This window comes from Priestia sp. FSL H7-0729, assembly GCF_038005685.1.
In the GTDB taxonomy this organism is placed as follows: domain Bacteria; phylum Bacillota; class Bacilli; order Paenibacillales; family Paenibacillaceae; genus Paenibacillus.
The window spans coordinates 1-24,971 of the sequence record NZ_JBBOTQ010000012.1; the positions used below are offsets into that span (position 1 = coordinate 1).

Consider the following 24,971-nt stretch of genomic DNA (forward strand, 5'->3'; position numbering starts at 1 on the left):
AGAATGATCTCTGAAATGTAAGCTACGCGTTTGGTGGCGATGGCGGAGGGGTTCCACACGTACCCATCCCGAACACGACCGTTAAGCCCTCTAGCGCCGATGGTACTTGGACCGCAGGGTCCTGGGAGAGTAGGATGCCGCCAAGCAATATAAGGACACACTTGATCATATCGAGTGTGTCTTTTTTATTTGCATTTTGAACGTTAATTTATAATATATGTGTAAGTCTTAAGCAACCTGGTTCATAACAGGCTGTTTTTTTGTCTAATAAAATAACAGAAATTGAATTTAATGTATATATTATTCACGTCCACTAACAGGTTTAAGCGCCCTCATAATTCCATGCTAACGTTCGCATGAATAAGGGTAATCATGATTAAATCACTAGAATGATTAAGATAGGAATACAAACAAATCATAATCATAATAAATATATTTAAAATTAGTACCAAGTACTAATACTTAGTGCTATAATAGTAAAAAACCAAATGAGGTGAATGCCGATATGAATCATCAATCAAAGGCAACGATCACGGCAATGGGGGCATATGTACCGGATCAAATATTAACGAATGCCGACCTGGAGAAATTAGTCGAGACAAGTGACGAATGGATTGTGCAACGTACAGGCATGAGAGAACGGCGAATTGCAGCTGAAGATCAATTTGTATCTGACCTGGCTACGAAGGCTGTAGAAGATATGATACGTCGTTATGGAGTTAGTGTAGAAGATGTGGATATGATTCTTGTGGCTACCAGCACACCTGAATATGCTTTCCCAAGTACCGCATCCAGAGTCCAAGCTAATCTTAAGATCCCTCACACAGGTGTACTTGATCTAAATGCGGCATGCGCTGGTTTCTCCTACGGGCTACAGCTTGCTGACAGTCTGGTGACCAGTGGGATGTACCGCAAAGTACTAGTTATCGGAGCAGAGACGTTATCCAAAATTACGGATTACACAGACCGCACGACTTGTGTCCTGTTTGGGGACGGAGCTGGAGCCTTCTTGGTGGAGAGATCCGCGCATGAAGAAGGTGACTTTATGGCAGCGATATCTGGTACGCACGGAGAAGGTGGTATCCATCTTTATAAGAGTGGTCTGTCTTCAGAGATGGATGGAGTGCCTTTACAGGGCGGAGGTTGTTTGGTTCAGAATGGACGAGAGGTATATAAGTGGGCTGTACGGACGATTCCAGATCAATTGGGTAAGCTTGTAACAAAAGCCGGGTTAAGACCTGAACAAATTGATTGGTTTGTCCCTCATAGTGCCAACATGAGAATGATTGAGGCTGTTTGCGAACGTGGTCCGGTTCCGTTGGAACGTACTTTAACCAGTGTCGAGTATCGTGGGAACACATCTGCTGCTTCCATTCCGCTTGCTTTACAGCTTGCAGTGGATGAAGGGAAATTGAAAGAAGGACAGACTGTGGCTCTCTTTGGTTTTGGTGGTGGTCTGACTTACGCAGGTCTGGTGCTGAAATGGGGCGTACCGGACAAAGCTCAATAATGGATAACATACGATTATATGCAACACCGAAATATTAGAGGAAACCAAAGAGACCACCCAGACTTCATGCATCATGAAGAGGGTGGTCTCTTTGGTAGGTTAAATCTTTTAAATGAAGTGATATGAGTGGAGTTATGTTACATGTTATTTTATGCTAACCGGGATTACTTAATCCCATAAATATGTTATGGCGTAAGTTTTGGAGCTTGACGGTGATGAGTTCCTTGCTCGTAGCTGTAGGCCAGCTTGATCAAAGTTCCTTCATCAAAGGCGCGACCCAGGAATTCCATGCCTACAGGCAGGCCATCGGTTGTGAAACCAGCAGGTACAGTAATTGCTGGGAAGCCGGAGAATGGACTCAAACGGTTGTTACCACCGGAGTTTTGTCCTTCGCCAATAACACCAGCGGCTTGTGTGGACGTAGGATAGATGATGGCATCCAGATTATTGTCTGCCATAACTTTCAGCAGGGATTCACGTGTAACTTGAGTACGTTTCAGGACGATGTCCTTGTATTCGGTAGTCTCCAACGTTTGGCGTGCATCCCGAGTTTTCATGGATTGCTCCTGAGATTTGTCGAACTCTCCGGAAGCGATGATCTCGGACAGACTGTGATAGGGAGCATCTGCGCCCAATGAGTCCAGATAGTCATTTAGTTGGAACTTGAATTCATATCCACTAAGGCTTGGATACTTGTTGATCTCCGTCAAGTTTGGAATAGAAATGGGAACTGCGGTAGCGCCCAGTGACTTCAGTTCTTCCACAGCTGTGTTGATTACATCAGCAACGGCTTTTTCTTCAGCTTTGGTGCTTGGGATGAGTTCTGTGGCCACACCGATGCGTGCACCTTTTAGTCCGTTTACATCCAAGAAATCAGTGTAGCTGGAAGGAATTTTTCCAACAGCGTAAGCTGTAGCGACATCTTTTTTGTCATAACCGGCTGTAGCATCCAACATGATGGCAGCGTCACTTACGGTACGAGCCATAGGTCCGCCAACATCCTGTGTCAAAGCCAATGGGATAATGCCTTCACGGCTGGATAGTCCGATGGTTGGGCGGATACCCACAAGGCTGTTGAAGCTGGAAGGGATTCGGATCGAACCGCCAGTGTCTGTACCCATGCCGGCTGCGGCAAAGTTAGATGCAATGGCAGCGCCTGTTCCACCGCTTGAGCCACCTGGATAGTGATCCAAGGCGTAAGGGTTAAGTGTTTGTCCACCCAATGAGCTGGATGTTGTGATGCCAAATGCGAATTCGTGCAGGTTCGTTTTGCCCAAAATAATGGCGCCAGCTGCTTTGAGTTTCTTCACTTGTTCAGCATCGTGAGCAGGAATGGAATCTTTCAGACAGATACAGCCAGCAGTTGTCGGCATGTCATTGGTATCGAAATTGTCTTTCACCAGAATCGGAACACCATGCAAAGGTCCACGGGCACCTTGAGCTGCACGTTCTTCATCCAATTGCTCCGCAATTTGGAGCGCATCCGGGTTCAGGGTTAATACCGCGTTGATGCTTACACCTTGATCATCGTATTTTTCAATGCGGTCCAGATATTTCTGAACCAGCTCTTTGGATGTCAGTTTTCCTTGCGTCATTGCGGTCTGGAGATCCATGATGGTTGCTTCCTCCAGAACAAACGGTTTTATGTAGTTATAGATGCGTTCTTTCAGTATGGAGAGATCATTCTCGGTAAGTACAGCGTTTGGAAGGAAGAGGGAATCAGTATAGCCCTTCATTAGCCCTGCGGTATTCAATGCACCAACAGCACCTGCGAAAGTGGCTTCATCCGGAACATCCTTGAAAGATTCAGTAGTCGAATCCAGCTTGAGCCATTGTTGCAAGGCAACCGCAGCATCTTTACGTTGTACGGTTGTGCCGGAGAGCTTGTCCATGGTAAAAGGAACACCTGCAAGTGTAGCCGCTTCTTCCATGGCCTGAACAAATGCTGCTGGAGTAGCAGGCGCTTTCCCTTTGGAGACAGCTACTACTGCTGTTTTACTTGTAGGCGTTGCCGTTGCGGCTGATGCCGAAGGAACTGTTCCTCCCCATGTTGTGGCAACAACAGCTCCCGCCAGTAACAAAGCCCCACTTTTTTTCAATACAGATCCATGATAAGTCATGCATCCACGCTCCCTTCCTGTGTCTCATTGATGTGTGTTAACAGCGATTCAGTTTCTATGCTTTTGACACATTGTATAGTTATGTTAGGTAATCTTACAAGGTTTATATTTATCCAAAAAAACGTATACATCAATATTGATCATTATAAAACCTTATTCATGCTTCTATTTACGTGAGCTCAGGAAAACTATTAATCATTCTTATGTTAATAAATATGACATGATTTCGATATGTTGATTAAACATGAGGTTACAGGATGCGAGTAAGATTAGGGAATAGAGATGACAGAGCATACCTTTGGTGTGAAATGATATAATGAAAAGATAGGAATATAAGAGACATAACGTTCTACCAGAGAGGAAGAGATATGAAGTGAAGACATTGGTACTCGCAGAAAAACCATCTGTGGCACGTGAGATAGCCAGAGTCATGGGTGCGCGTGATAAACATAAAAGTTATATGGAAGGCCCGAAATATATCGTTACCTGGGCGCTTGGACATCTGGTTGGATTAGCTGAACCGGAGGATTACGACAAGAAGTATGCAACGTGGAATCTGGAGGATTTGCCGATTCTGCCAGAGCGTACGAAACTGAAGGTACTTAAACAGACCAACCACCAATATAAAGCCGTACAGCAGTTGATGAAACGTCAGGATGTGGGCGAGCTGGTCATTGCCACGGATGCGGCCCGTGAGGGTGAATTGTTGGCCCGTTGGATCATGCAGATGGCGGGGTGGAAAAAATCGTTCAAACGCCTATGGATTTCATCCCAGACAGATAAGGCGATCAAAGACGGATTTGCTTCACTGAAGCCAGGCAGTCAGTTCGACCGTCTCTATGAATCTGCACGTTGCCGGGCAGAGGCCGATTGGATGATTGGACTGAACGTGACGCGTGCGTTAACCGTTCGTTTCAATGCGCAGTTGTCTGCTGGACGGGTGCAAACTCCGACATTAGGCATGATTATGGACAGGGAAAATGAAATTAATGGTTTCCGCTCACAGGAGTACGAGACGTTAACGGCAGATTTGGGCGAATTTCAGGCTGTGTGGCGGGCAGCTGGTGGAGATTCACGAATTTTCGACCCTCAAGAAATGCAAGAGTTGAAGAAACGGGTGGACGGGCGCAAGGGCACGATTGCCCAGGTGAAGAAAAGCGAGAAAGTAGAGCCGCATCCACTGGCATATGACCTGACAGAACTGCAACGGGATGCCAACCGGAAATATGGTTTCTCTGCAAAGCAAACTTCGAATGTCCTGCAACGTCTATATGAACAGCACAAACTTGTGACATATCCACGTACGGACAGTCGGTACCTGACTTCCGATATGACAGCTACCTTGAAAGAACGTCTGGACAGTGTAGCCATTGGACCTTACGCGTCTTTGGCACGTCCTTTGCTGCGCAAAAATCTGAATATCACCAAACGTATTGTGGATGACAGCAAAGTGACTGATCACCATGCCATTATCCCCACAGAGCAAACGGTGCTTCTCAATCAATTGAACCCTGAGGAACGCAAATTGTACGATTTGATCGTACGTCGTTTTATCAGCCTATTCTATCCGTCAGCGAAGTACGATTCGGTTGCGATCACGGTTCAGGTGGGGGGCGATTCCTTCCATGTCAAAGGTACAACGGTAAAAGAAAGTGGATGGCGTGAGGTATACGGCGGGGATTACAGCGATGATGACGATGACCGTACTGACGATGCAGCAGACCATGAGCGTGCACTTTTGCCAGATGTGCAGCAAGGTCAATCCGTGACGGTTCAGCGTTGCCATATTAAAAGTGGACGGACGATGCCACCCAAACGATATACCGAAGCCGCTTTACTTTCTCAGATGGAAAAGCATGGACTCGGCACTCCGGCTACACGGGCGGATATTATTGAGAAGCTGGTCAGTTCCGACACAATAGATCGTCAAGGCAACAGCATGCATCCAACCGGCAAAGGCAAACAGTTGATTGAACTGGCTGCTCCTCAGCTGCGTACCCCAGATCTGACAGCCCGTTGGGAAGCGGAACTGGAAAGGATAGCCCGTGGACAAGGGAAACCGGGACCTTTCATGGATGGTATTCGTTCCATGGCGAAAGAGCTGGTGTCAACGGTGAAAGGCAGCAAAGCGGAGTACAAGCCGCATAATGTGTCCAATAGCCACTGCCCTGACTGCAATGCGCGATTGTTGGAGAAGAAGGGCAAGCGCGGCAAGTTTCTGGTATGTCCTACGGAGGACTGTGGATATCGTCGTTCGGCCGAGAAAAGATTGTCCAATCGTCGTTGTGCCCAGTGTCACAAAAAGATGGAAATCAAAGAAGGCAAGGCGGGGCTATACGTGCAATGTCTGCCTTGTGGAATTACAGAAACATTGGATAAAGATAAACAGCATGTGAACAAACGCGATCAGCAAAAACTCGTGAAACAATATGCGAAGCAGGAGTCCATTGGGTCTAACCTTGGAGAGCTGCTGAAGGCGGCTATGGAGAAAAAGGGAGAGTAGAGCAAGCTCTGAGTTAGGGCAGATCGCATCCTCATGTAACGCTAGTTGCGAATAACTGGCGCTATGGAAAGTGATTGCTGCGTGTGTACCTAATCATACACGTGGTGGGGTATAAGATCCTCTGTTTTCAGGCAACGTAAGCCAAGGAGGTGATACCCATATGCCGCACAACAAACCCGAAAAGATCCATAACCAGCAGAACAAAGATAGCATTAGGGAAGAAAACATCGATGTTCGTCCAGCCAAAGCAGCCAAAAGAGTACCGAGTCTGAATGGTATTCCCAAGCAGGAGTCCTAAAATTATCTAAACTGTCGATCTAACGCGTGCCTCCCGAAATCCTGCGGTTCCCCACCGGTCGTTGAACATGTCTCTGATGAGGATTATAATGGAGACAGGGAGATGTCCCGGGACAGGGGGATCGCTAGAATTATATGCAAACCGGACTTATATTGTGGTTTTTATTTATTAATGTAGTTGGTTATCTGGTGATGTCGGATGATAAGAGGCGTGCACAACAGCGTCGTGACCGTACACCCGAACGGACGTTATTTTTGCTTGCGTTTATTGGCGGTGCTTTGGGAGTCTGGATCGCGATGTATCGGAAAAGGCATAAGACCAAACATCCCAGCTTCACCATTGGCATTCCGTTGTTGTTGTTCCTGAATGCGGTAATCTATGGTTACTTTATTCAATGAATTCATGGAACCCACGCTTAACCGTTTATCAAAGGTTTCATATGTAAATTATTTCGTATAATTGGTTCATTGTGGCTCGGGAACGTTTAAGGAGTTATATGGTTATATTATTTTATTACATGTCAGACCGAAGCTTGCTTCGCATGCTCTACATATACATGCTCTACATATAAAGGAAGGGACGGGATTCACATGTTATTTTCCAAAATTTTAGTGGCTTATGATGGTTCCAAAGCTTCAAATAAAGCACTTGATCGTGCGATTGAGCTAGCTAAAGTGTCCCCAAATGCAGTACTGGATGTCATTCATGCTTTTGATTTCCCGCGTGTATTCATCGGAGAGGGATTGGCGCCACTGCCACCTTCACTTAATAATGATTACTACAATTTGGCGGTGCAAACGACAGATGAAGCGAAAGAACGAATTAAGGCTGCTGGTGTAACGGCCAATGTGGACCTGATTCAAGGGGCGGCTGCGGAAGTATTGCTTGATTTTGCCAAAGAAAATGATTCTGATATCATTATTATTGGCAGCCGTGGACTGGGCGGAATTCGTGAATTTGTCCTGGGTAGTGTCAGTCACAATGTGGTCCAGCATGCTCAGGTTCCGGTACTTGTCGTAAAATAATGGATGAAGTGTGCACGCACTGAAAAGCAGGGAGCCGGTTGTCTTCGAGAGATTGAAGAGGAGCCGGCTTTCTTTTATGGGATGAAATGGATAGCTAACCGAATTTAATGTAGCAATTCCCGAACATTATATTTGTCAATATGTTAAATGTTCGTCTTTAAGTTGACATTAGCTGTAGGGGATTGTTAGAATGTTAAATGTGTCGATCAGGTAAGAATAAGGTCGAGTAGGAACGAAATGTGTAATAATAGATTACCAAAATGAACGAAAAATAGTGTGATAGATATTTGCTCGTATAACGCCGGGAATAGGGCCCGGAAGTATCTACCCGGGAACCGTAAATTTCCGGACTACGAGGAGATACGGCTGAGAGTCGCATGCAACCAGATGCGGACAGCAAGCCCCCTTTTGGCATGCCCAAATGAGGGATACGTATTTCTTGGAGTCCGGTGTCCGAAGAAAATGTGATGTTTTCGCGGGTAGCGGATTTTTTCATTTCACACGTAATAAGAGTTCTTAATAGTCAGATGTAATCAAAAAAGCTCAGACGGGAGTTGGATGTATTCATGTCACTGCAAGTCGCTGTAATTATGGGCAGCAAGTCGGATTGGGAAACGATGAAGCATGCGTGCGAGGTACTGGATGAACTGGAAATTGGGTACGAGAAAAAAGTTGTCTCAGCTCATCGTACACCGGATTTGATGTTCGAATACGCAGAGCAAGCAATTGATCGAGGATTCAAGGTAATCATTGCAGGCGCAGGCGGGGCAGCCCATTTGCCCGGTATGGTTGCTTCCAAAACGATGCTTCCGGTCATTGGTGTTCCCGTTCAATCCAAAGCATTGAACGGTCTCGATTCCTTGTTGTCCATTGTTCAGATGCCTGGTGGTATTCCCGTCGCAACTGTAGCGATTGGCAAGGCAGGAGCAACGAATGCAGGATTGCTGGCAGCTCAGATGATCGGTGCTTTTGACCCGGATGTCCAACGTCGCTCTGAAGCTCGCAGAGAGCGCATCAAACAGGAAGTACTCGAAAGCAGTGAAGAACTATGAGTAGTACAGGGAATCAATCTGGTACGGCAGGCGAAATGCAGCAAGTCTTGCTGCCTGGGAAAACAACCATCGGCATTCTTGGAGGTGGACAGCTCGGACGGATGATGACGCTCGCAGGAACGGCAATGGGGTACCGATTCGTTACTCTTGATCCCGCTTCGGATGCCCCTTGTGGTCAAGTGGCTCGGCAGATTGAAGCGGGATATGACGATGCCAAAGCTGCGCTTGAACTGGCTCGGCAATGCGATGTCATTACGTATGAATTCGAAAATGTGGATGCAGAAGTCGCTGGCCTGCTGGAGCGTGAGTCCTACGTTCCGCAAGGAAGTGCGTTATTGTACACCACACAACACCGCTTGCGAGAAAAGCGTGCGATTGAAGCCGCTGGAGTAAGAGTTGCGCCTTATCGTGAGATCACGAGTGCGGATACGATGCTCGCTGCTGTAAGCGAACTTGGCGTGCCATGTGTACTGAAGACGGTGACTGGCGGCTACGATGGCAAAGGGCAGCGTGTAATTCGGGAAGCGAATGAGGCGATGGCGGCGTACGAAGAGCTCGCAGCTACAGGTGCGGAACTGGTATTGGAACAATTCATCAAGTTTGAATGCGAGATTTCGGTCGTTGTTGCGCGCAGTACCAATGGAGAGATCAAAACGTTTCCGCCAGCGGAAAACATTCATGTGAATAATATTTTGCATGCTTCCATTGTACCGGCTAGAGTTGCCGCAGACATCCAGATTGAAGCCCAAAAGCTGGCAGCAGCGGTGGCAGAATCAATGAAGGCTGTCGGGTTGCTTGCTGTGGAACTGTTTGTAGCGGCGGATGGAAGACTGTACGTCAACGAACTGGCGCCAAGACCACATAATTCCGGTCACTATACGATGGAAGCTTGTGCGACCTCTCAGTTCGAGCAACATATCCGGGCGATCTGCGGTTTACCCCTTGGGGACACTTCGTTATTGAGCCCGGTCGTTATGGTCAATGTGCTTGGAGAACATCTGGAAGGCATTATCGCCAGAACAGGGCAACCTGATGCAGAAGCGATAGAACTCGGTGTGATTCCCAAGCTTCACATATATGGTAAAACCGAAGCAAAAACAGGACGCAAGATGGGGCATGTGAATCTGCTTTGTCAGGATGTTGAAGAAGGATTGCAATGGATTGAACAAACTAACCTCTGGAGGAATACAAATTCATGATTGAACGTTATAGCAGACCCGAAATGAGAGCCATTTGGACCGAAGAGAACAAATTCCAATCGTGGCTGGAAGTTGAAATATGTGCATGTGAGGCGTGGGCCGAACTGGGGGTTATCCCTAAGGAAGAAGCAGCATTGCTTCGTCAGAATGCATCCTTTGACATCGACCGCATCTATGAGATTGAAAAAGAAACACGTCATGACGTTATCGCATTTACACGTACGGTATCTGAAAGTCTGGGTGCAGAACGTAAATGGGTGCATTACGGACTGACTTCCACAGATGTCGTGGATACGGCTCTGGGATATGTACTGCGTCAAGCGAATGAGATTCTGGAAAAGGATATCATGAATTTCATTGAAATTCTTCGTGAAAAAGCACTGGCTTATCAGCACACACCAATGATGGGACGTACGCACGGGGTACATGCAGAGCCAACAACATTTGGACTAAAAATGGCGTTGTGGCATGAAGAGATGAAACGGAACCTGGAGCGTTTCCGTCATGCAGCAGACAACGTACAATACGGCAAAATCTCAGGCGCAGTAGGAACATACGCGAACATTGATCCGTTTGTTGAAGAGTTTGTCTGCCAGAAGCTGGGCACGAAACCTGCGCCAATCTCCACTCAAACATTGCAACGTGACCGTCACGCGGAGTACATGGCTACACTGGCGTTGATCGCAACGTCGTTGGACAAGTTCGCTACAGAGGTACGTGCACTGCAGAAGAGTGAATTCCGTGAAGTGGAAGAAGCTTTTGCAAAAGGTCAAAAAGGATCTTCCGCGATGCCGCACAAGCGTAACCCGATCGGTAGTGAAAACATCTCCGGTCTGTCCCGCGTTATCCGCGGACATATGGTATCGGCATACGAGAACGTAACGCTCTGGCATGAACGCGACATCTCGCACTCTTCCGTAGAACGTATCATTCTGCCGGATGCAACGATGCTGCTGAACTACATGCTCAACCGTTTTGGTAACATCGTGAAGAACCTGACCGTATTCCCTGAAAATATGAAACGCAACATGGAGCGCACCTACGGAGTACCATTCTCCGGTCGCATCATGACAAAGCTGATCGACAAAGGTTTCAGCCGCGAGCAAGCGTACGATACCGTTCAACCACGTGCGATGCAAGCATGGGAAGAACAACGTCAGTTCCAGGATATCGTGAAATCCACACCGGAAATCACGGAAGTACTGAACGAAGAGGAAATCGCAGATGCGTTCAACCCGTCATGGCACCTGAAGCACGTCGATACGATCTTCAAAAAGCTTGGCTTGAACGATTAATATATTAAGGTTTTGATTATTCGACTCCCTAAAGTATAGGTTGATTATGTGTTCACGCTGGAACGGAGAAGGCAGAAAAAACCTGAAGAAGCAAAGCGCTCGCCTTTATCCCCGGATTTTCACTTTGCAAAAGTGGAATCAAAAAATCTGGGGATAACAGCGATCGGAAGGTTGTTCTGCATTCGGAGTGGCCCTGCGTGAAGAGGGGAATTGGACGTATACTTTACATCTCCTGAAAGAAGGTGAACCCATGGCACTGTCCACTGCGGCAGATCTCGTTAAAGCACCTCTGTTATATAAAGGAAAAGTACGTGAATTGTACGATCTGGGTGAACATTTTCTGATCGTGGTTACCGACCGAATCTCGGCATTTGATTACGTGCTGGACCCGGCGGTTCCCGAGAAAGGAAACGTGCTGAATAAACTCAGCAGTTTCTGGTTCGAACTGACGGGTAGCATGATGGAGAACCACGTCGTTCATACCGATGTGAATCAACTGGGCGACCTCATCACAGATCCTGAACTGCTCAAAGACCGCATCATGGTAACCCGCAAAGCAGAGCGCATTGATATCGAATGTGTCGTGCGTGGATACATCACTGGTGGTGGATGGAGACAATACGAGACGAGCGGTGAAGTGAATGGCATTAAATTGCCTGAAGGACTTCGCAAAAACGCCAAACTCGAAGTTCCCATTTTCACCCCGGCAGCCAAAAATGATGTAGGGCATGACGAGGACATCTCGATGGATCGCATGAAAGAACTGGTGGGAGACGGACTTGCAATGGAGCTTCAGGAAAAAAGCCTGCGCCTGTACGAATTCGCTCGTGATTACTGTGATCAGCGTGGCATCATTCTGGCAGACTGCAAATTCGAGTTCGGCATCGTGGATGGCAAGGTCATTCTGATTGATGAAATTTTCACTCCAGACGCCTCACGCTTCTGGGCCAAAGAAAATTATGAACTCGACATCGAGATCGACAGCATGGATAAAGAGCCAGTGCGCACCTACCTTGCCGGGACCGATTGGGACAAGAACAGTAAACCTGATCCACTCCCACAAGAGGTAGTTGTGACAACAACCGCCAGATACGTCGATATTTATAACCGTTTAACGGCACAATAAATTTAATTGTTTTCACGTAATGGTCAGTCTCGACCATTATCCCACCGTGCAACGTAAAAGGTTTAAGCCTTTAAAAAACATCGCATGGACTAGCGGAGGGGCGGAATTGTTCTTAAAGGAGCGAAGCGTTCGCCTTTGTCCCCGGGTTTTGACCGCAGAGCGGGCCAAAACAATCAAAAAACCTGGGGACAACCAGCGACCGGAAAGAACAATCCGCCTGAGAGCAAGCACTAGACCATTACCCACCGTGCAACGTAAAAGGTTTAAGCCTTTAAAAAACGTCGCATGGACTAGCGGAGGGGCGGAATTGTTCTTAAAGGAGCGAAGCGTTCGCCTTTGTCCCCGGGTTTTGACCGCAGAGCGGGCTAAAACAATCCAAAAAACCTGGGGACAACCAGCGACCGGAAAGGACAATCCGCCCCGGAGCAAGTTCCAAAATTTACTTTTTTAACAGCATAAAGCATTTATCCCGTTCATTACTGAGGAGGAACATAAGGATCATGATCAAAGCAACCGTATATGTCACTATTAAGCAAAGCGTACTCGACCCGCAAGGCGTAGCTGTTCAAGGGGCCCTGCATTCTATGGGATTCAACGAAGTGGAAAGTGTACGGATCGGTAAAGTCATGGAATTGAACCTGGATACAACAGATCGTGCGGAAGCGGAGAAACGTTTGAAAGTCATGTGTGAAAAGCTGCTGGCCAACACCGTTGTTGAAGATTACCGCTACGAATTGGAGGGTTAATCTCATGAAATTTGCAGTTCTTGTGTTCCCTGGCTCCAACTGCGACATCGACTGTTACAAGGCAGTGGAAGATGCGATTGGACAAGAGGTTGATTATGTATGGCACACGGCTACAGATCTATCGGCTTATGATTGTATTTTGGTTCCGGGTGGTTTCTCTTATGGTGACTATCTGCGCTGCGGAGCAATTTCCCGCTTTGCACCGGTAATGAACGAGGTAGCGAAAGCTGCTGAGCAAGGTAAATATATATTGGGCATTTGCAACGGATTCCAGATTCTGACGGAAGCAGGTTTGCTCCCTGGGGCATTGATCCGCAACACGTCCCTGAAATTCCGTTGTCACGATACGGTATTGAAAGTGGCGAATGCAGATACACCATTTACACGTGATTATGCACCGGGCGAAGAGATTATTATCCCGATTGCTCACGGTGAAGGCAACTATTATTGCGACGAGGAGACGCTTGCGAGTCTGCAAGCGAACAACCAGATCGTATTCACGTATGGTACCAACCCGAACGGTTCCCTGGGTGATATTGCAGGAGTCTGTAACGAGGCTGGAAACGTGGTCGGCATGATGCCGCATCCAGAGCGTGCAGTGGATTCACTGTTTGGTTCGGAAGACGGCAAACGTATGTTTACATCTATTTTGAAAGCATGGAGGGATCGGCATGACGCAGCAGCTATCCGCTAAGGAACCAACAGCAGAACAGGTCGCAGAACATAAACTTTACGCACAAATGGGCGTGTCTGACAGCGAGTATGAGCTGATCTGTGAGTTCATGGGGCGCAAGCCAAACTACACGGAAATTGGTGTGTTCAGTGTAATGTGGTCCGAGCACTGTGCTTATAAAAACTCCAAGCCATTGCTGCGCCGTTTCCCAACCACTGGACCACGTGTCCTGATGGGACCGGGTGAAGGTGCCGGTATCGTGGATATCGGCGATAACCAGGCCGTTGTTTTCAAAATTGAAAGCCATAACCACCCTTCCGCGGTAGAACCTTATCAAGGCGCGGCAACAGGTGTGGGCGGCATTATCCGTGATATTTTCTCCATGGGTGCTAGACCGGTTGCATTGTTGAACTCTCTTCGTTTCGGAAAGCTGGAGAGCGATCGTGTTAAATATTTGTTCGAGCATGTCGTAGCCGGTATTGCTGGATATGGTAACTGTATCGGTATTCCTACCGTTGCGGGTGAAGTCATGTTTGACGAGAGCTACGAAGGTAACCCACTGGTTAATGCCATGTGTGTGGGTCTGATTGATCATGACAAGATTCAGCGCGGTGTAGCCAAAGGTGTAGGTAACCCGGTGTATTACGTTGGGCCACCAACAGGTCGCGACGGTATCCACGGTGCAACATTTGCATCCGTTGAGCTGACAGAAGAATCCGAGTCCCAACGGACAGCGGTTCAGGTCGGTGATCCGTTTATGGAGAAACTGGTGATGGAATCCTGTCTGGAATTAATCGACACGGGAATCGTGCTCGGAATTCAGGATATGGGTGCTGCCGGTCTGACATGTTCAAGTGCAGAGATGGCAAGTAAAGCGGGTAACGGTCTGGAACTGTATCTGGATCAGGTACCACAGCGTGAAGAAGGCATGACCCCTTACGAGATGATGTTGTCTGAGTCCCAAGAACGGATGTTGTTCGTTGTTGAGCCGAAGGATGAGGCGCAGGCGATGGAAATCTTTGAACGTTGGGGCGTAATCTGTGCCAAAGTCGGTAAAGTAACGGATGACGGTCGTCTGAAACTGATCCACCACGGCGAAGTGGTCGGAGATATGCCAGTAACGGCGCTGGTTGACGAGTGCCCAGTGTATGACAAACCATCTTCTGTACCTGCGTACTATGAGCAAAGTGCTTCCATCGACACGCTTCGTTACGACGAAGTGTCGGATCTCGGCGGAGCGCTGAAACAAGTGCTGGCTTCACCAACCGTAGCAAGTAAAAAATGGGTGTATGATCAATATGATTACATGGTGCGTACAAGCACTGCCGTTCGTCCAGGTTCGGATGCAGCCGTAGTTACGATTCGTGGAACACGCAAAGGTCTCGCGATGACGACAGACTGTAATGGACGTTATGTGTACCTTGATCCTGAAGTTGGCGGACGGATTGCCGTGAGTGAAGCTGCGCGTAACATTGTATGTTCTGGTGCAGAGCCACTCGCGATTACGGACAACCTGAACTTTGGTAACCCGGAGAAGCCGGATATTTTCTGGCAAATGGAGAAAGCGGTAGACGGTATGGCAGAAGCTTGCCGGGTGCTGGATACACCGGTCATCGGTGGTAACGTAAGTCTGTACAATGAAAACGCCAAAGGCTCCATCTATCCAACGCCAGTTGTCGGTATGGTAGGTCTCGTTCATGATACGGATCATATCACGACACAAGCTTTCAAATCCGAAGGAGATGTCATCATCCTCCTCGGTGAAACCAAAGCTGAACTCGGCGGCAGCGAGTTGCAATACGCGGTTCATGGTCAGACGGAAGGTCGTCCGCCAGAACTTAATTTGCAAACGGAAAAAGCGTTGCTCAGAACGGTGCTTGAAGCTATTCAATCCGGTCTCGTTCGCTCGGCACATGACTTGTCTGAAGGTGGCTTGGCTGTAGCACTCGCAGAATCTTGTATCAGCGGTAACGTAGGCGCACAGGTGAATGTGGAGACTGCACTGCGTGCAGATCACGCCCTGTTCAGTGAGAGCCAATCCCGTATCTTGTTGTCGGCTACGCCAGAGCAAGCGGGTAAACTTGAAGCATTTGTACGTGAGCGCGGTGTACCTGTAGCTGTGATTGGCCGTGTAGAAGGAAGTAACCTGACGATTGAGTTGAACGGAACATCAGCCGTGAGCGAACCTGTAGGAGGTTTGGCTCAGGTCTGGGAGGATGCGATTCCATGTCTCATGAACTGACGACAGGACCGTTGTGGACAGGCGATTATTATAATGAAGGGTCCGGCAAGGAAGGACTCGACAAATTAAAGGAAGAATGCGGCGTGTTCGGGGTGTTTAGACACCCTGACGCGGCTTCACTCTCCTATTATGGACTGCATGCGCTGCAACATCGGGGTGAAGAAAGTGCAGGCATGTGTGTGAGTGATGGCAGCCAGTTTAACTATCATCGTGGCATGGGTCTGGTGAAAGAAGTGTTCACCAAAGACCTGATGCAGACGTTAACCGGGGATATTTCCATTGGACATGTCCGGTATTCAACAAGTGGTGACAGTAAACTGACGAACGCACAGCCATTGGTATTTAAATACCGTGACGGCGATCTGGCAGTAGCGACGAACGGTAACATTGTGAATGCACCAACGATCCGGCGTGAACTGGAGCAGAGCGGTTCCATCTTCCAAACAACAAGTGATACCGAGGTTATTGCGCATCTGATTGCACGATCCTCCAAAGGGCTTGTGGAAGCGGCAAAAGAGGCATTCCAGCGCATTGTTGGCGGTTATGCATTCCTGATCATGACCAACGACAAGCTACTCGTGGCTTCCGATCCGCACGGACTTCGTCCGCTCACGATGGGTAAGCTCGGGGATGCGTATCTGTTTGCATCTGAGACGTGTGCACTGGAAACGATCGGCGCAGAGTTAATTCGTGACATTGAACCTGGTGAACTGCTTGTACTGGATGCCGATGGTCTGCACGAAGATCGCTTCGATCATCACAAACACCGCAAGGCTTTATGCGCGATGGAATATATATATTTTGCTCGTCCAGATAGTGATATGAATGGTGCGAACCAACATGCTGCCCGTAAACGGATGGGAAGCCGGATGGCGATTGAGTCGTTTGTAGATGCGGACTTGGTTACGGGGGTACCAGATTCCAGCATCTCGGCGGCGATCGGATACGCTGAACAGACAGGCATTCCGTATGAGATGGGTATGATTAAGAACAAATACACCGGACGTACGTTTATCCAGCCAAGCCAGGAATTGCGGGAGCAGGGCGTGAAGATGAAGCTGAGCGCTGTGCGTCGTGTTGTCGAAGGCAAACGTGTGGTCATGATTGACGACTCCATCGTACGGGGAACGACCTCTCGCCGAATCGTGAACATGCTGCGTGATGCAGGAGCAACGGAAGTTCATGTACGCATTACATCGCCACCTTTCAAAAACCCTTGTTTCTATGGCATCGATACACCGGACAGCCGCGAATTGATTGCTTCACAGCTGTCGGTGGAAGAGATCTGCCGTGAAATAAATGCGGATTCCCTGTCGTTCCTCAGTCCGGATGGACTGATTGCATCCATTCAGGGAGATAATCAGGATGATCCCAAAGGCGGGCTTTGCCTCGCATGTTTTGATAATGATTACCCAACCCGCCTCGACTTTGGCGGCGAAGAAAAATTCGGATGTAGCTGTTAATCCATGCGGATGAGAAAGAGTTATAACGAAGGCGATATATTCCTGATTCCGATGAAGGATGGCCGATTTGCGGTATGCCAGGTGGTATGCGCACTTAAAGGCCGTTTCAAAAAGGCATTTTCGTTCGGCGTGATGAGCATTCAGCGTGACGAAACCGTAAGGTTGGAAGATGGCGAGTTTCTCTTCTATTCCTATGGGAACCGGAGAAGCAACGTCATATTTACTTCTCCGTCCAATATCCGAGACGGATCGTGGAGGATCGTGGGTAACACACCTTTGACGCCCGAAAAGGAAGAGTTGAAAGTGTTTCAGTGTGCTGGACATTTATACTGCGGTGATGAGTACATTCGTAACCTCCCGATAGAAGAGTATAGTCAGTTTAATACCCTCGGCGTAGCCGGGTATGAATTGGTGCAGAATCATCTGTTAGAGATGAGTAGCAATATATGAGTTGGATTTCTCATTTACACAAAAACGGAGAGGACAGAAAAAACCTGAAAAAGCGAAGCGTTCGCCTTTATCACCGGATTTTCCCTTTGAAAAAAGGGAATCAAAAAAAATCTGGGGATAACAGCGATTGGAAGGTTATTCTGTCATCGGAGTGTACGGTGTAAATATTTTCAGCTCGATTTATATAAGATACGAAGGGTGTGATGGTTGTGTCCGAAGCATATAAAAAGGCCGGCGTCGATATCGCGGCAGGGAATGAAGCGGTTGAACGGATGAAAAAACACGTGAAGCGTACCTTCCGTCCGGAAGTGATGACAGATCTGGGTGGATTCGGTGCCCTGTTCGGTCTGAACAAAGATAAATACGATGAGCCTGTACTTGTATCTGGTACGGATGGTGTAGGTACCAAGCTGAAAATTGCATTTGCGATGGATCGTCATGACACGATCGGAATCGACGCGGTAGCCATGTGTGTGAACGACATTGTGGTACAGGGTGCAGAACCACTCTTCTTCCTTGACTATCTGGCTTGTGACAAAGTTATCCCTGAGAAGATCGAAGCTATTGTTGCGGGTATCGCTGAAGGCTGTCATCAATCGGGTTGTGCGCTGATCGGTGGCGAGACGGCAGAGATGCCGGGCATGTACAGTGAAGGCGAATACGATATTGCCGGATTCACGGTAGGTATCGTGGACAAAGCGAAGATCATCAACGGCACAACCATCGCCCCTGGCGACACAGTGATTGGACTTGCCTCCAGTGGTGTGCATAGTAACGGCTTCTCGCTGGTGCGCAGACTCTTGTTGGAGGATGCGGGACTTGATCTGCATGATGAGGTAGCGGAACTGGGTGGCAAGCTGGGGGATTCCCTGCTGGAACCTACGAAAATCTATGTTAAACCGCTGTTGTCCCTGCTGGAAAAGGTAAAAGTAAAAGGCATGGCACACATTACAGGTGGTGGCTTCATCGAGAATATCCCACGTATGTTGCCGAGCAACGTGAATGTGGATATTGACTACGGTTCTTGGCCAATCCTGCCGATCTTCAACCTGTTGCAGGACAAGGGATCAGTCTCTAACCGTGACATGTTCACCACATTTAACATGGGCGTTGGACTTGTACTGGTCGTTAATGAAGCAGATGCAACTGAAGCTCTGCAACAACTGAAAGCATCTGGTGAAGAAGCGTACATCATTGGACGTGTTACTGAAGGAGATGCGCGAGTAACCTTCACAGGAGCGGATGTTTAATGGCGAACTACCGCATAGCTGTATTTGCCTCGGGTGAAGGGACTAACTTTCAGTCATTGGTCGATGCAGTACGGAACGGTGGGCTGGATGCATCCGTAGATCTGCTCGTATGTGATAAACCGTCTGCACGTGTTGTGCAGCGGGCACAGGACGCAGGCGTGGCTTGTCATCTGTTTACTCCGAAAAATTATGCTTCCCGTGAAGCCTATGAGGCTGAGATCGTGGAAGTGCTTGAATCCAAAGAGATCGACTTGGTCGTTCTTGCCGGATATATGAGATTGCTGACTTCCGTTGTGGTGGATCGTTACGCAGGGCGGCTGATTAACATTCATCCGTCCTTGCTGCCGGCATTTGCAGGCAAGGATGCGATTGGACAAGCACTTGAGTATGGCGTGAAAGTGACAGGTGTGACTGTGCATTTCGTAGACGGAGGTATGGATACCGGACCGATTATTGCCCAGCATCCGGTTCCCATTCTGCCAGAGGATACGCCTGAAACGATCAGCAAAGCCATTCATGCGGCCGAACAGCAGCTATATCCTGAAGTGGTATCTTGGTTCGCTCAAGGTCTGGTTCAATTAGACGGACGTCACGTCACAGTACAGAAAACGGTTTGATATAAGTTGAAATTTTTTTACACATTAACGGAGAGGACAGAAAAAACCTGAAAAAGCGAAGCGTTCGCCTTTATCACCGGATTTTCCCTTTAAGAAAAGGGAATCAAAAAATCTGGGGATAACAGCGATTGGAAGGTTGTTCTGTCATCGGAGTGTCCCGTGTAAACATCTTAGTTCCACTTATATAACAGAAGTCGAAAATTGGTACGCATTTTGTGATATTTCTCGGGAAATAAATCGGCTGTGTTTCGTCAGGAAACGCGAAGCCATGGGACATTAAAGGAGGAGCATATTGTGAGTATCAAAAGAGCGCTGGTCAGCGTATGGGATAAAACAGGCATCGTGGACTTTTGCCGCGAGCTGTCGCAAATGGGTGTGGAGATAATTTCGACAGGAGGTACAAGCAGCCTGTTGTCGAAGGAAGGCGTACCTGTCATCGGAATTTCGGATGTGACCGGATTTCCGGAAATCATGGACGGACGTGTCAAAACATTGCATCCGGCAGTTCATGGAGGTTTGCTGGCTGTTCGTGACAGCGAAGAGCATAAGCGTCAGATGGAGGAGAACGGACTGGGGTACATCGACCTTGTTGTCGTAAACCTCTACCCCTTCCAAGATACGATCGCCAAACCGGATGTGACGTACGAAGATGCGATCGAAAACATTGATATTGGTGGTCCAACGATGCTTCGTTCTGCTGCCAAAAACCATGCTTTTGTTAGTGTCGTTGTTGACACAGCGGATTATGGCAAGGTGCTTGAAGAAGTTCGCAGCAATGGCGATACCACCCTCGAAACACGCAAACGGCTTGCGGCAAAGGTGTTCCGCCATACGGCGGCTTACGATGCAGTAATTTCTGACTATCTCTCCAACCTGAACGGTGATCCGTTACCAGAGCGTCTGACGGTTACTTACGAAAAACTCCAGGATTTGCGTTACGGCGAAAATCCACATCAACAAGCGGCATTCTACCGCAAACCGCTGGCTGCTCAAGATACATTGACAACAGCCGAGCAATTGCATGGCAAAGAGTTGTCTTACAATAACATCAACGATGCGAACGCAGCATTGCAGATTGTGAAAGAATTTGAAGAGCCGGCGGTTGTCGCGGTTAAACATATGAACCCGTGCGGCGTTGGTATTGGCGCAAGTATCTATGAAGCTTACAGCAAAGCATATGCTGCAGATCCAACGTCCATCTTTGGTGGAATTGTGGCAGCAAACCGCATTATCGATAGCGATACAGCGGGCAAATTGAGCGAGATTTTCCTGGAAATCGTGCTTGCTCCTGACTTTACGCAAGAGGCACTCGATATCCTGACGAAGAAGAAAAACATTCGTTTGCTCAAAACGGGTGAACTGAACGCTGCTCGTAAACGGGAGAGCCAATTCGTTGTAACTTCCATCGACGGTGGGATGATCGTGCAACAGTCCGATGTACACTCCATTGAAGCGAGCGAACTGAACGTGGTAACGGATCGTGCACCATCGGAAGAAGAACTGAAACAGCTGTTGTTTGGCTGGAAAGTAGTTAAACACGTGAAATCCAACGCGATTGTACTTGCTGCGAATGATATGACGGTAGGTGTGGGCGCTGGACAAATGAATCGTGTGGGTGCAGCCAAAATTGCGATTGAGCAAGCTGGCGAGCAAGCAAAAGGTGCTATCCTGGCATCGGATGCGTTCTTCCCAATGGGTGATACGCTGGAACTGGCAGCAAAAGCCGGAATTACAGCGGTGATTCAACCTGGTGGTTCGATCAAAGATGAAGAATCCATCAAAGTAGCCAATGAATACGGAATTGCGATGGTCTTCACAGGCGTTCGTCACTTCAAACACTAGAGCGAAAAAGGTTTAATAAGGGGTGTCGCCAGTCATACTTATGACTTATGGTACACCCCCTCTTTTTTAGGTTGTTCAATAAAGGGGGAGCAGAACGAATGGATATTCTGGTAGTAGGCGGCGGTGGCCGGGAGCACGCAATCATTTGGGCGCTGGCGAAGAGTCCGAAGGTAGACAAGATTCACTGTGCACCGGGAAATGCAGGCATTGCTCAGCTCGCTGAGTGTCATGCGATTGCGGTGAATGAATTCGATAAACTAACGGCTCTAGCTGTAGAGCTTAAAGTGGGATTAGTGGTTATTGGTCCGGATGATCCGCTGGCGGATGGGATCGTGGATGCATTTGACTCGACTGGTATTCCGGTATTCGGACCTCGACGCAATGCAGCAGAGATTGAGGGAAGTAAAACGTTCATGAAGGATCTGCTGCACAAATACAACATTCCAACGGCAGCCTATGAGAAATTCGATAACTACGAACAGGCTCAAGCATATCTGAATGAACAAGCAATTCCTGTTGTCATCAAGGCAGATGGACTGGCAGCGGGCAAAGGTGTGACGGTAGCTTATTCCCGTGATGAGGCTGATCAGGCACTTCGCAGCATCATGGTGGATAAAGTGTTTGGAGAAGCTGGAGCGAAAGTCATCATCGAGGAATTCCTGGCAGGGCAGGAAATGTCTATTCTGGCCTTTGTTGATGGGGAAACGGTTCGTCCGATGGCCGCGGCACAGGATCACAAACCTGTATTCGACAATGACCAGGGGCCAAACACAGGCGGTATGGGTACATATTCACCATTGCCTCATATCCCTGCATCCATTATTGAAGAAGCCGTGGAGACGATCATCAAACCAACGGCTAAAGCAATGGTGTCCGAGGGACGTCCATTCCAGGGTGTATTGTTTGCTGGACTGATGATCTCGCCCGATGGCAAACCCAAAACCATTGAGTTCAACGCACGGTTTGGAGATCCCGAGACGCAGGTTGTATTGCCACGTCTAAAGAGCGACTTGTTTGATATCTTCTGGGCGACTGTTCATGGCAAACTGGCTGACATCGAGATCGAATGGAGTGATGAAGCGGCTGTATGTGTAGTGCTTGCTTCAGGAGGTTACCCGGGTCCTTATGCTAAAGGTGTAGTCATTGAAGGACTGGATCATGTGGATGATGCGGTGATATTCCACGCAGGTACATCGCGTAATGAAGCAGGAGACTGGGTCACCAACGGTGGACGGATTCTGGGCGTTGTGGGCCTTGGTGCTGATATTGCCGAAGCTAGAAACAAAGCCTATGCACAGGCGGAGCATATCCAATTCGATGGCAAACATCAGCGGACGGATATTGCTGCTAAAGCACTCGTATAGATTGATATAAGAGCCCGTAAAGATGTGTACCGAAAGGTATATGCATCCTGCGGGCTCTTTGCTGCGTATATAGATGTATCTTGTGCAAATGGCCGAACTAGTCCATACAGAGAAATAAATGGGGAAGATACGAAATAGCATTAAATCAGGGGAATCAAGTATGTTTAATGCCTAGAAGTACAGGGTAGTATTTTTAGAAATTGGACTATACTAAACATGTGAAGATTATCACATTATGAGGTAATAAACATCATATTATATAAAGTACGTAACATACATAGAGACTAATTTGTGAACATTATACTGTAAGCTTGTGCCAAACCATAACGTGCAACTGGATGGTTGAGTGGGAAACATGGTATACTTTTCGGAAACAGGAATGAGTACGAGGGGAGGTGGATATCTATTGGGTAGGCGATATTGTAAATTGTCCAAATGGCGAATCTAGGTGGAGTTAAGCGAGGAACAATTGACAGCATGAGGGGTAACCCGATTTGAATGAAGAAGTTTCTGCAAGTCATTGACTTCATCTTGAATTCCTGTTTTGTAATTTTACAAGGTCAAACGTAAGACTTATACAAAAATTATCATTGTAATCGATTTTATATAAGGCAGACGTCGTGTTGAAAGACTAACAGCTGGTGAATGGTTAACACAGTTAACGGATCACGCTGTAACTATCTCTGGAGGTGAATCCCTGAGAATCGGGGAAATCATTGGACATAATTACCATATTGAATATCGCTTTACTTATTATCTTGATTGCATTGACTGCATTTTTCGTAGCATCAGAGTTCGCTGTAGTCAAAATTCGTACATCAAGAGTGGATCAACTGGTTGCCGAAGGCAATAAAAAGGCTGTACTCGCCAAAAAAGTTGTCTCGGACCTGGATTATTATCTGTCAGCCTGTCAGCTCGGTATTACGGTCACTGCTCTGGGACTGGGAGCACTCGGAAAACCGACGGTTGAGAGACTGTTATACCCGGTATTCAATTATTTAGATGTGCCTGCTTCAATCTCATCCATTGCTTCATATGCGATTGCCTTTATCCTAGTGACATTCTTGCATGTGGTAGTTGGTGAGATGGCACCCAAAACGCTGGCGATTCAATTTTCGGAAAAGCTGACGTTGATGCTCGCCCCATCGCTATACTGGTTTGGTAAAATCATGTATCCGTTCATCTGGGCACTTAATGGAGCCTCACGTGTTATTTTGCGGGGATTCGGTGTAAAGCCTGCAGAACATGATCAAGCCTACTCGGAAGACGAGATTAAAATCATCATGAACCAGAGTTATGAAGGGGACGAGGACAACAAGACCAAGCTTTCATATCTGGAAAATGTATTTGTGTTCGATGAACGTGATGCCAAAGACATCATGGTACCGCGTACGGAACTGGTGACATTAGATCAGGATATGACCTATGACGATATTATTCCTATATTGGATGAACATAATTATTCACGTTACCCTGTCATCGAGGACGGGGACAAGGACCGCATTATCGGCGTTGTAAATGTGAAAAAGATTTTGCCTGACATGGTTGCAGCAAGATCGTATCAACTAAGCGAGTTCGTTCGAGAGATCCCTTTTGTTTCCGAAGTCACACGTATCCAGGATGCGATGATTAAAATGCAGCAGGAACGTGTACACATGGCCGTAGTCGTGGATGAATATGGTGGTACTTCGGGAATCATTACGATGGAGGATATTCTGGAGGAACTGGTCGGAGAGATTCGTGATGAATTCGATGCCGATGAGGTGGCTGATATCCAGGAGACTGGGGAGAATCAATATCTCATTAATGGCCGGGTACTTTTGGATGAAGTGGAGCGGCAGTTCGGGTTGAGCTTTGAAGGAAACGAAGAGATGGATACGGTGGCCGGATGGATTCAGTACCAGAAGGGTGTAGGTGTGGAAAAAGGCGACACGGTAGAACATGGCGAATATGTCTGGACCGTTGTCGATGCCGAGAACTATCACATCAAACAAGTGCTTCTGGAACGAGTGAACGGCGCTGAAGTAGAGGAAGCTGCAAGCGATCTGGCGTGATTTTTTTAGCCGAGAAGCTTGGGAAACTTCAAATATTTTTGACAACGTAGCAGTGTAGGGGACGGAATCGATTCTGAAGAAGCGTAGCGTTCGCGTTTGCAAACCAATTTTAAAGCTTTTTTAAACCTTTGAAAACAACAAT

General features: G+C 47.7%; 20 protein-coding genes, 1 rRNA gene and 1 riboswitch. Of the genes, 20 read left to right on the top strand and 1 reads right to left on the bottom strand.

What is annotated here, in order from left to right:
• Positions 1-29: 29 nt before the first annotated feature.
• Both rrf and MHH93_RS22045 read left to right on the top strand, forming a co-directional pair.
• Positions 30-146, top strand: a 5S ribosomal RNA gene (rrf, locus tag MHH93_RS22040).
• 359 nt (positions 147-505) lie between these two features.
• Entirely contained in the window at positions 506-1,510 is a 1,005-nt protein-coding gene (locus MHH93_RS22045; RefSeq protein ID WP_500055769.1) for a ketoacyl-ACP synthase III, read from the top strand.
• A 185-nt stretch (positions 1,511-1,695) separates the two neighbouring features.
• Here the strand turns inward: MHH93_RS22045 and MHH93_RS22050 are convergent, their stop codons facing one another.
• Entirely contained in the window at positions 1,696-3,630 is a 1,935-nt protein-coding gene (locus MHH93_RS22050) for an amidase family protein (RefSeq protein ID WP_500055770.1), read from the bottom strand.
• 373 nt (positions 3,631-4,003) lie between these two features.
• On the opposite strand from MHH93_RS22050, the gene MHH93_RS22055 reads away from it, so the two are divergent.
• From MHH93_RS22055 to MHH93_RS22140, 18 genes are all read left to right on the top strand, one after another.
• Positions 4,004-6,133 (top strand): DNA topoisomerase III, encoded by a 2,130-nt coding sequence (locus MHH93_RS22055; protein ID WP_500055771.1) that lies wholly within the window; start codon positions 4,004-4,006, stop codon positions 6,131-6,133.
• A gap of 160 nt (positions 6,134-6,293) precedes the next feature.
• Entirely contained in the window at positions 6,294-6,431 is a 138-nt protein-coding gene (locus MHH93_RS22060; protein ID WP_278296959.1) for a hypothetical protein, read from the top strand.
• 134 nt (positions 6,432-6,565) lie between these two features.
• Entirely contained in the window at positions 6,566-6,829 is a 264-nt protein-coding gene (locus MHH93_RS22065; protein ID WP_017690702.1) for a DUF1294 domain-containing protein, read from the top strand.
• 192 nt (positions 6,830-7,021) lie between these two features.
• The gene (locus MHH93_RS22070) at positions 7,022-7,456 is read left to right on the top strand and encodes a universal stress protein (protein ID WP_500055772.1); all 435 of its coding nucleotides are present in this window, start codon (positions 7,022-7,024) and stop codon (positions 7,454-7,456) included.
• A gap of 271 nt (positions 7,457-7,727) precedes the next feature.
• Positions 7,728-7,829, top strand: a riboswitch (purine riboswitch).
• Between the two features lie 193 nt (positions 7,830-8,022).
• Complete coding sequence (gene purE, locus MHH93_RS22075) at positions 8,023-8,508, top strand: 5-(carboxyamino)imidazole ribonucleotide mutase (protein WP_105602018.1); 486 nt, start codon at positions 8,023-8,025, stop codon at positions 8,506-8,508.
• The gene (purK, locus tag MHH93_RS22080) at positions 8,505-9,707 is read left to right on the top strand and encodes a 5-(carboxyamino)imidazole ribonucleotide synthase (RefSeq protein ID WP_500055773.1); all 1,203 of its coding nucleotides are present in this window, start codon (positions 8,505-8,507) and stop codon (positions 9,705-9,707) included. The genes purE and purK overlap by 4 nt, the downstream gene beginning before the upstream one ends.
• Positions 9,704-11,002: an adenylosuccinate lyase gene (purB, locus tag MHH93_RS22085; protein ID WP_500055774.1), complete on the top strand. Its 1,299-nt coding sequence runs from the start codon at positions 9,704-9,706 to the stop codon at positions 11,000-11,002. The genes purK and purB overlap by 4 nt, the downstream gene beginning before the upstream one ends.
• A gap of 250 nt (positions 11,003-11,252) precedes the next feature.
• Complete coding sequence (locus MHH93_RS22090) at positions 11,253-12,128, top strand: phosphoribosylaminoimidazolesuccinocarboxamide synthase (RefSeq protein ID WP_500055775.1); 876 nt, start codon at positions 11,253-11,255, stop codon at positions 12,126-12,128.
• A gap of 500 nt (positions 12,129-12,628) precedes the next feature.
• Positions 12,629-12,874: a phosphoribosylformylglycinamidine synthase subunit PurS gene (gene purS / locus MHH93_RS22095; protein WP_017690695.1), complete on the top strand. Its 246-nt coding sequence runs from the start codon at positions 12,629-12,631 to the stop codon at positions 12,872-12,874.
• Between the two features lie 4 nt (positions 12,875-12,878).
• The gene (gene purQ, locus MHH93_RS22100; protein WP_036606071.1) at positions 12,879-13,568 is read left to right on the top strand and encodes a phosphoribosylformylglycinamidine synthase subunit PurQ; all 690 of its coding nucleotides are present in this window, start codon (positions 12,879-12,881) and stop codon (positions 13,566-13,568) included.
• Entirely contained in the window at positions 13,546-15,789 is a 2,244-nt protein-coding gene (gene purL / locus MHH93_RS22105) for a phosphoribosylformylglycinamidine synthase subunit PurL (protein ID WP_500055776.1), read from the top strand. The genes purQ and purL overlap by 23 nt, the downstream gene beginning before the upstream one ends.
• The gene (gene purF / locus MHH93_RS22110) at positions 15,774-17,252 is read left to right on the top strand and encodes an amidophosphoribosyltransferase (protein ID WP_091038782.1); all 1,479 of its coding nucleotides are present in this window, start codon (positions 15,774-15,776) and stop codon (positions 17,250-17,252) included. The genes purL and purF overlap by 16 nt, the downstream gene beginning before the upstream one ends.
• A gap of 3 nt (positions 17,253-17,255) precedes the next feature.
• Positions 17,256-17,702, top strand: coding sequence for an immunity 26/phosphotriesterase HocA family protein (locus MHH93_RS22115; protein ID WP_500055777.1), 447 nt, complete (start codon positions 17,256-17,258; stop codon positions 17,700-17,702).
• 209 nt (positions 17,703-17,911) lie between these two features.
• Positions 17,912-18,952: a phosphoribosylformylglycinamidine cyclo-ligase gene (gene purM / locus MHH93_RS22120; protein WP_440392213.1), complete on the top strand. Its 1,041-nt coding sequence runs from the start codon at positions 17,912-17,914 to the stop codon at positions 18,950-18,952.
• Positions 18,952-19,569 (top strand): phosphoribosylglycinamide formyltransferase, encoded by a 618-nt coding sequence (purN, locus tag MHH93_RS22125; protein ID WP_500055778.1) that lies wholly within the window; start codon positions 18,952-18,954, stop codon positions 19,567-19,569. The genes purM and purN overlap by 1 nt, the downstream gene beginning before the upstream one ends.
• Before the next feature lie 294 nt (positions 19,570-19,863).
• Positions 19,864-21,411 carry a bifunctional phosphoribosylaminoimidazolecarboxamide formyltransferase/IMP cyclohydrolase gene (gene purH / locus MHH93_RS22130; protein WP_347399892.1) on the top strand — a complete coding sequence of 516 codons (1,548 nt, stop codon included), beginning with the start codon at positions 19,864-19,866 and terminating at the stop codon, positions 21,409-21,411.
• 98 nt (positions 21,412-21,509) lie between these two features.
• Positions 21,510-22,775 carry a phosphoribosylamine--glycine ligase gene (gene purD, locus MHH93_RS22135; protein WP_500055779.1) on the top strand — a complete coding sequence of 422 codons (1,266 nt, stop codon included), beginning with the start codon at positions 21,510-21,512 and terminating at the stop codon, positions 22,773-22,775.
• A 716-nt stretch (positions 22,776-23,491) separates the two neighbouring features.
• Positions 23,492-24,829, top strand: a complete 1,338-nt coding sequence (locus MHH93_RS22140; protein ID WP_500055780.1) for a hemolysin family protein — start codon at positions 23,492-23,494, stop codon at positions 24,827-24,829.
• Positions 24,830-24,971 lie beyond the last annotated feature (142 nt).